The 6,348-nt window shown below is 41.9% G+C and carries 6 protein-coding genes and 1 tRNA gene; 6 read left to right on the top strand and 1 reads right to left on the bottom strand.

Annotated elements, in window-relative coordinates; translation table 11 throughout:
- Positions 1–12: 12 nt before the first annotated feature.
- Entirely contained in the window at positions 13–165 is a 153-nt protein-coding gene (locus ACPEH5_RS08500; protein WP_041701684.1) for a helix-turn-helix transcriptional regulator, read from the top strand.
- A gap of 76 nt (positions 166–241) precedes the next feature.
- On the opposite strand, the gene ACPEH5_RS08505 is transcribed toward ACPEH5_RS08500, so the two are convergent.
- Positions 242–318, bottom strand: a tRNA-Arg gene (locus ACPEH5_RS08505).
- Between the two features lie 187 nt (positions 319–505).
- Between ACPEH5_RS08505 and folD the strand changes: the two genes are divergently transcribed.
- From folD to fruA, 5 genes are all read left to right on the top strand, one after another.
- Positions 506–1,363: a bifunctional methylenetetrahydrofolate dehydrogenase/methenyltetrahydrofolate cyclohydrolase FolD gene (gene folD, locus ACPEH5_RS08510; RefSeq protein ID WP_042845338.1), complete on the top strand. Its 858-nt coding sequence runs from the start codon at positions 506–508 to the stop codon at positions 1,361–1,363.
- A gap of 17 nt (positions 1,364–1,380) precedes the next feature.
- Positions 1,381–1,593: a ribosome-associated protein YbcJ gene (gene ybcJ / locus ACPEH5_RS08515; RefSeq protein WP_071548520.1), complete on the top strand. Its 213-nt coding sequence runs from the start codon at positions 1,381–1,383 to the stop codon at positions 1,591–1,593.
- Positions 1,594–1,997: 404 nt separating this feature from the next.
- Complete coding sequence (gene fruB, locus ACPEH5_RS08520; RefSeq protein WP_423727028.1) at positions 1,998–3,107, top strand: fused PTS fructose transporter subunit IIA/HPr protein; 1,110 nt, start codon at positions 1,998–2,000, stop codon at positions 3,105–3,107.
- Positions 3,104–4,048, top strand: coding sequence for a 1-phosphofructokinase (fruK, locus tag ACPEH5_RS08525; RefSeq protein ID WP_042845343.1), 945 nt, complete (start codon positions 3,104–3,106; stop codon positions 4,046–4,048). Before fruB ends, fruK begins: the two co-directional genes overlap by 4 nt.
- Positions 4,049–4,059: 11 nt before the next feature.
- Positions 4,060–5,754, top strand: a complete 1,695-nt coding sequence (gene fruA / locus ACPEH5_RS08530; RefSeq protein WP_048608053.1) for a PTS fructose transporter subunit IIBC — start codon at positions 4,060–4,062, stop codon at positions 5,752–5,754.
- Positions 5,755–6,348 lie beyond the last annotated feature (594 nt).

Raw genomic sequence — 6,348 nt, forward strand, 5'->3', positions numbered from 1 at the left:
AAATGGAAAGAGATGATCCAGTTAACTGGCAAGAGTAAACCTACAATTTGGAGAATGTACGCTAAACGAAATGAGTTTCCTAAGCCGGAAAGAACGAAAGGTGGTACGTTTTTAGGTTGGCCAGAACACGTTTATGAAGAGTGGGTCAGGAGCGAAAAGCTGTAATACTAACTTGACCCGTTACTTGACCCGCATCTCTTGCGGGTTTCTTTTTAAAATCACATAACTCATTGATTTTAAATGGTACGCCCTACAGGATTCGAACCTGTGACCTACGGCTTAGAAGGCCGTTGCTCTATCCAACTGAGCTAAGGGCGCATTGATAATGCAGGTAGCCTATATGGCTGATGGCGTTGAATTATACGGTTGCTGAGCGCCGAGTCAATGGCTTTTCGCTACTAAAATTACTAGATGCTCAATTTATGTAACAGTTTGAACTGACAATAGTGTGAAGTTCTGACAAAATAGAGATATTACCGTGTCTCATATATGGATTAAGTTACAGATGTTAGCAAAAATTATTGATGGGAAAACGATTGCGCAGACAATTAGGCAAGAAGTTGCCCAAAAAGTACAGTTACGTTTAGAACAAGGAAAACGCGCTCCAGGGCTTGCCGTTATTTTAGTCGGTGCCAACCCTGCCTCGCAAATCTATGTTGGCAGTAAGCGTCGTGCTTGTGAAGAAGTCGGTTTTATTTCGCGTTCCTATGATTTACCTGATACAACGTCAGAAGCGGAATTACTAAAACTGATTGACGATTTAAACCAAGATACCCAAATTGATGGGATCTTAGTTCAATTGCCATTACCTGCGGGCATTGATAACGTTAAAGTTATTGAACGCATTCATCCAGACAAAGATGTTGATGGCTTCCACCCCTACAATGTGGGTCGCCTTTGCCAGCGAGCACCTCGCTTACGCCCTTGCACACCAAGGGGCATCGTTACGTTGCTAGAACGCTATAATATCAATACACACGGTTTAAATGCCGTTATTATTGGCGCATCTAACATCGTTGGTCGCCCAATGAGCCTAGAGCTACTATTAGCAGGTTGCACCACAACCGTTACCCATCGTTTTACCCAAGACTTAGAACAACATGTGCGCAATGCAGACTTACTTGTTGTTGCGGTTGGTAAGCCTAATTTTATTCCAGGAGAGTGGATTAAACCTGGTGCTATCGTTGTTGATGTTGGTATTAACCGTTTAGAAAATGGTAAAGTAACAGGGGATATTGATTTTGATGAGGCGTCAAAACGCGCATCTTGGATAACCCCCGTTCCCGGTGGAGTTGGGCCAATGACCGTAGCAACCCTGATTCAAAACACGTTACAAGCGTGTGAAGAGTACCACGATATTTAATGTAATCTGGAGCAACAATGGAAATTTTCAATCTTGATGGGCATCCGCACGTCGAACTGTGCGATTTGCTAAAAATTCAAGGCTGGGCTGAAAGTGGCGCAATGGCTAAAGCAATGATTGCTGATGGCTTAGTACAAGTCGACGGCGTCGTTGAAACACGTAAACGCTGCAAAATTTTGGCTGGAAAAACCGTTTCAATGGGTAGTGAAACAGTCAGAGTTGAAGAATAGTTTATTTGGGTAAGCTGAGCCATTCAGCTTACCCACCTCCCTCTTTACCCCCATCATAACACCCCTTTATCTGTTAGCTCATTTCCAAGTAAACCATCAACAATTTATTTTGAGATATTTTTTATCCCCTGCCTTTTTAAAAAAACATTATTCTTTGTTTTTGATAAGAAAATAATTTCAGCAACACTTCAGCTCGCAATAAAACTCTCCTTATAAAACGTATTTATTTAAGTTAAAAAATTTAACTTAGATCTCAATTTCAACATAATTTTCTTCTATTCCATAGACAAGACTAAACGATTCAGCTATCGTTGTTAACGATAACATGATTAACAAACAATCAGATCTGCTCGTAAGCATTCTTTCTGGCTGGTCCGGTTATCACTAAATAATCAGGAGAAATTATGTTTAGCCTATCAATTAATGATATCCATCTTGCTGCATCAGCAACTGACAAAAAGAGTGCCATTGAACAAGTGGCTCTAGCATTAGAAAACTCAGGTTATGTTAAAAGTGGTTATGTACAAGGGATGCTTAATCGAGAACTGCAAGCCCCCACTTTTTTAGGCAATGGGATTGCTATTCCTCATGGTGTTGAATGGGGCGATGGGCAAACTGCTTACATTGTCATTGGTATTGCTGCTCAATCTAATGAACATTTAGAATTGCTTCGCCAATTGACCCACGTTATTAGTGATGAAAATATTGCGCAAGCAATGGTAAAGGCAAATACACCTAAAGCACTAAAGCAATTATTAATGGGAGAAAGCCAAATTCAGCCATTAAAATTTGACGATACGATGGTTACTATTAATGCCCATGCAGATAATATTAATACACTGAAAATACAAAATATTATTAACCTACAAAATGCCCAAATAGTGAGTACTGACTTTATTACGCAAGTGCTCACTGAAACACCTTATTACCTTGGACAAGGTATTTGGCTAAGTGATAGCCCTGTTGGGAACATTCAAAATGGTATTGCGTTATCGGTCGCCAAAAACACCTTTCATTTTCAAGAGCATCCGGTCAAAGCCTTAATCACCATTTCTTATGCGAATAACCAAGTTGAGTCATTTCTATCAAAAGTAAGTCAGTTATTACAAAACCAACAAATCAGTCATATTTTAAAAAATGATAACGTTAACTCTTTAGTTTCACGCTTTACAAATGAACAAAACACAAACTCCCCTTCCCCCTCCGATTCACTTATAGAACCAAGCCAGTCTGGGATCACTCAAGATTTTACCATTATGAATCCACATGGCTTGCATACTCGTCCAAGTACCCTGTTAGTCAGCACTATTAAAAAATTCGAAAGCACAATCACCGTCAGTAACCTTGATGGGACAGCAGTACCTGTTAATGGGCGTAGTTTAATGAAAATAGTCAGTTTAGGCGCTAAATGTGGCCATCGTTTACGAATTCACGCAGAAGGAGTTGATGCACAGCAAGCGATAAGCACGATTGGCGAAGCCATTAATTCCGGACTTGGAGAACAAATTCCATGAGTAGAAGAGTTGCAACTATCACTTTAAACCCAGCTTATGACTTAGTTGGTCTGTTAACTGATATCCATCGTGGTGATGTGAATTTAGTTAAAACTGCAGGTCTTCACGCAGCAGGAAAAGGGATCAATGTCGCCAAAGTACTTAAAAATTTAGATATTGATGTCACCGTCGGTGGTTTTTTAGGAAAAGAAAACCAAGATGGCTTTCAAAAAGTCTTTAGTGAAACGGGTATCGCGAATCGCTTCCAAGTCGTTGAAGGACGTACACGAATTAATGTGAAACTCACAGAGCAAGCTGGGTCTGTGACTGATTTCAATTTTTCAGGTTTTAGCATTACCAAAGCAGATTGGCAGCGTTTCGTAACAGACTCACTAAGCTGGGCTGGGCAATTCGATATGATTTGTGTTAGCGGAAGTTTACCTCAAGGCGTCGACTTAAATGATTTTACCCAATGGATGCGCCGCCTGCGTGAACAATGCATGTGTGTGATTTTTGATAGTAGTCGCGAAGCCTTTGTCGCAGGCTTAAAAGCATTACCTTGGCTAGTCAAACCCAATCACCGTGAATTAGAAATTTGGGCAGGCAGAGCACTATCTACCCATCAAGAAATTGTTGAGGCCGCGAATCAGCTCCGGCAGCAAGGTATTGCCCATGTTGTCGTTTCTTTGGGTGAAGAAGGTGCTATGTGGGTTAACGCATCAGGGGCTTGGTTTGCAAAACCACCTAAATGCGAAGTTATCAGTACTGTTGGTGCCGGAGACTCCATGGTTGGCGGGCTAATCTATGGCTTATTAATGAGCCAAACTAGTGAACATACCTTACGTCTTGCTACAGCGGTATCCGCACTCGCAGTCTCACAACCTAATGTTGGTGTTACTAACAGAGCTCAACTTGCACGCATGATGGCTCAAATTGACTTACAGCCGTTTACAGTAGAATAAGGGTAAACATGATGAAAATACTAATCGCTCCGAGTCATCAACAAGGTCCTGCTATTGTCTGGCTGGCTATTGATGCCTTAAAAAAAATATCTGCTAGCCAAAATATTACGTTTACAGAACAACTTTCAGATGCCGATATTATCATTTGTTTTGAAAATCAACTACCTGATAACTTTACTTGCATTGATAAAAAAGTTTATTTTGGCCTTCCTGAACACGCAATTAGGCAACCTGCTGAATTTCTTTCAGCAGCTCTTAGCCAAGCTATATTCTTAACAGAAAATGCTTCAGCACCTTCTCATTCATCTCCTCTATCTGTTCTGGCAGTTACCGCCTGCCCTACAGGGGTTGCACATACCTATATGTCAGCAGAAGCTCTTGAAACTGAAGCCAAAAAACGTGGCTGGCATATAAAAGTAGAAACTCGAGGTTCCGTCGGTGTAGGAAACGAAATTACACCAGAAGAAATAGAACGGGCCGATCTTGTTATCGTCGCGGCAGACATTGAAGTCAATGTTGATAAATTTGCGGGGAAAAAAATGTACCGCACCTCCACCAGTGCGGCATTGAAAAAAACAGCTCAAGTAATGGATAAAGCTATAGAAGAAGCGAGTCTATTCACGCCACAATGTGGAACCCCCTCCTCGCAATCACATAAAACCAATGAAAAACGTGGAATATATAAACACTTACTCACTGGAGTGTCTTATATGCTTCCGATGGTTGTTGCCGGAGGTCTGTGCACCGCACTGTCATTTGCTTTTGGTTTGGACGCTTCCAACATTGAAGGGTCACTGGCTTGGGCACTTAGCCTAATTGGTGGACAAACAGCTCTCGCGTTGATGGTGCCAGTGCTATCCGGTTATATCGCCTACTCTATTGCTGATAGGACTGGTTTAACGCCAGGTCTAGTCGGCGGTGTACTTGCAACCACTTTAGGTGCTGGGTTCTTAGGTGGGATTATTTCTGGCTTCCTTGCGGGTTACAGTGCTCATTTTATTAGTACTCGATTAAAATTACCGCAAACAATGGAGGCACTAAAACCAATTTTAATCGTGCCACTAATTTCTACCTTAGTGACCGGCCTAGCCATGATCTATGTAATAGGGCATCCCGTCGCTTGGTTAATGGATTGGCTAACAAACTGGCTAAATACGATGGGAACCACCAATGCCGTGATCTTAGGGGCGATTCTCGGTGCAATGATGTGCACTGACATGGGAGGCCCGGTCAATAAAGCTGCCTATGCTTTTGGTGTGGGACTGTTAAGTTCACAAACTTATGCGCCAATGGCAGCGATTATGGCAGCAGGAATGGTTCCCCCTCTAGCAATGGGTATTGCAACCTTTTTGGCTCGTCATAAATTTGTTCCAGCAGAACGTGAGGCAGGCAAAGCTTCATTTGTTCTAGGATTATGCTTTATTTCTGAAGGAGCCATTCCCTTTGCAGCAAAAGACCCTATCCGTGTTCTCCCTGTTTGTATCATTGGTGGCGCAATAACTGGAGCGTTATCCATGTACTTTGGTATTCAGTTGATGGCACCTCACGGGGGTCTATTTGTGCTGTTAATACCCGGAGCCATTAATCATGTATTGATGTATTTATTCGCGATAGTAGTTGGCACAGTGGTTTCAGGTGTGCTTTATGCCATTGTCAAAAAAGCAACCCCTAAAGAAGCTCAACAAGAAATGGCAAGTATCGCTTAGTCATACCAATTTAAGTTCCATTCCTAGTCCCTGTTGGTAGTCTTATTCCCCCCTTAATTGGGGGGCTTTTATCTAGAACAAAATAAAAACGGTTAGATATCACTACCTAACCGCTTAAATATCTAACGCTTTATTTTTAACTCAATTTATATTTGAAATAAAACTTATATTAATATGCTGAATATTTAATGTTATTGCTAGGCGCTGAACGCGGATAACTTGGGGAGCATACAAAAGTATGTGACCCAAGTAGCCAAGTGATGGCAACACCGCCACAACGTGAAGTTGATTCTTATTAATACGCTAAATAGTTCGTGTTGTGGCTAGGCACCGAAAGCGGATAACTTGGGGAGCATACAAAGGTATGTGACCCAGTAGCCAAGTGATGGCAACACCGCTACAGCGTGAAGTTGACTCTTATTAATACGCTAAATAGTTCGTGTTGTGGCTAGGCGCCGAACGCGGATAACTTGGGGAGCATACAAAGGTATGTGACCCAAGTAGCCAAGTGATGGCAACACCGCTACAGCGTGAAGTTGACTCTTATTAATACGCTAAATAGTTCGTGTTGTGGCTAGGCGCCGAACGCGGATA

This window comes from Providencia sp. NPDC089933, assembly GCF_049545585.1.
Classification (GTDB): Bacteria; Pseudomonadota; Gammaproteobacteria; order Enterobacterales; family Enterobacteriaceae; genus Providencia; species Providencia huashanensis.

Excerpts from the sequence above, each read along its gene's own strand:
- ACPEH5_RS08500 (WP_041701684.1), top strand. The coding sequence starts at position 13 with ATGATCCAGTTAACTGGCAAGAGTAAACCTACAATTTGGAGAATGTAC.
- folD (WP_042845338.1), top strand. The coding sequence starts at position 506 with ATGTTAGCAAAAATTATTGATGGGAAAACGATTGCGCAGACAATTAGG.
- ybcJ (WP_071548520.1), top strand. The coding sequence starts at position 1,381 with ATGGAAATTTTCAATCTTGATGGGCATCCGCACGTCGAACTGTGCGAT.
- fruK (WP_042845343.1), top strand. The coding sequence starts at position 3,104 with ATGAGTAGAAGAGTTGCAACTATCACTTTAAACCCAGCTTATGACTTA.
- fruA (WP_048608053.1), top strand. The coding sequence starts at position 4,060 with ATGAAAATACTAATCGCTCCGAGTCATCAACAAGGTCCTGCTATTGTC.
- fruB (WP_423727028.1), top strand. The coding sequence starts at position 1,998 with ATGTTTAGCCTATCAATTAATGATATCCATCTTGCTGCATCAGCAACT.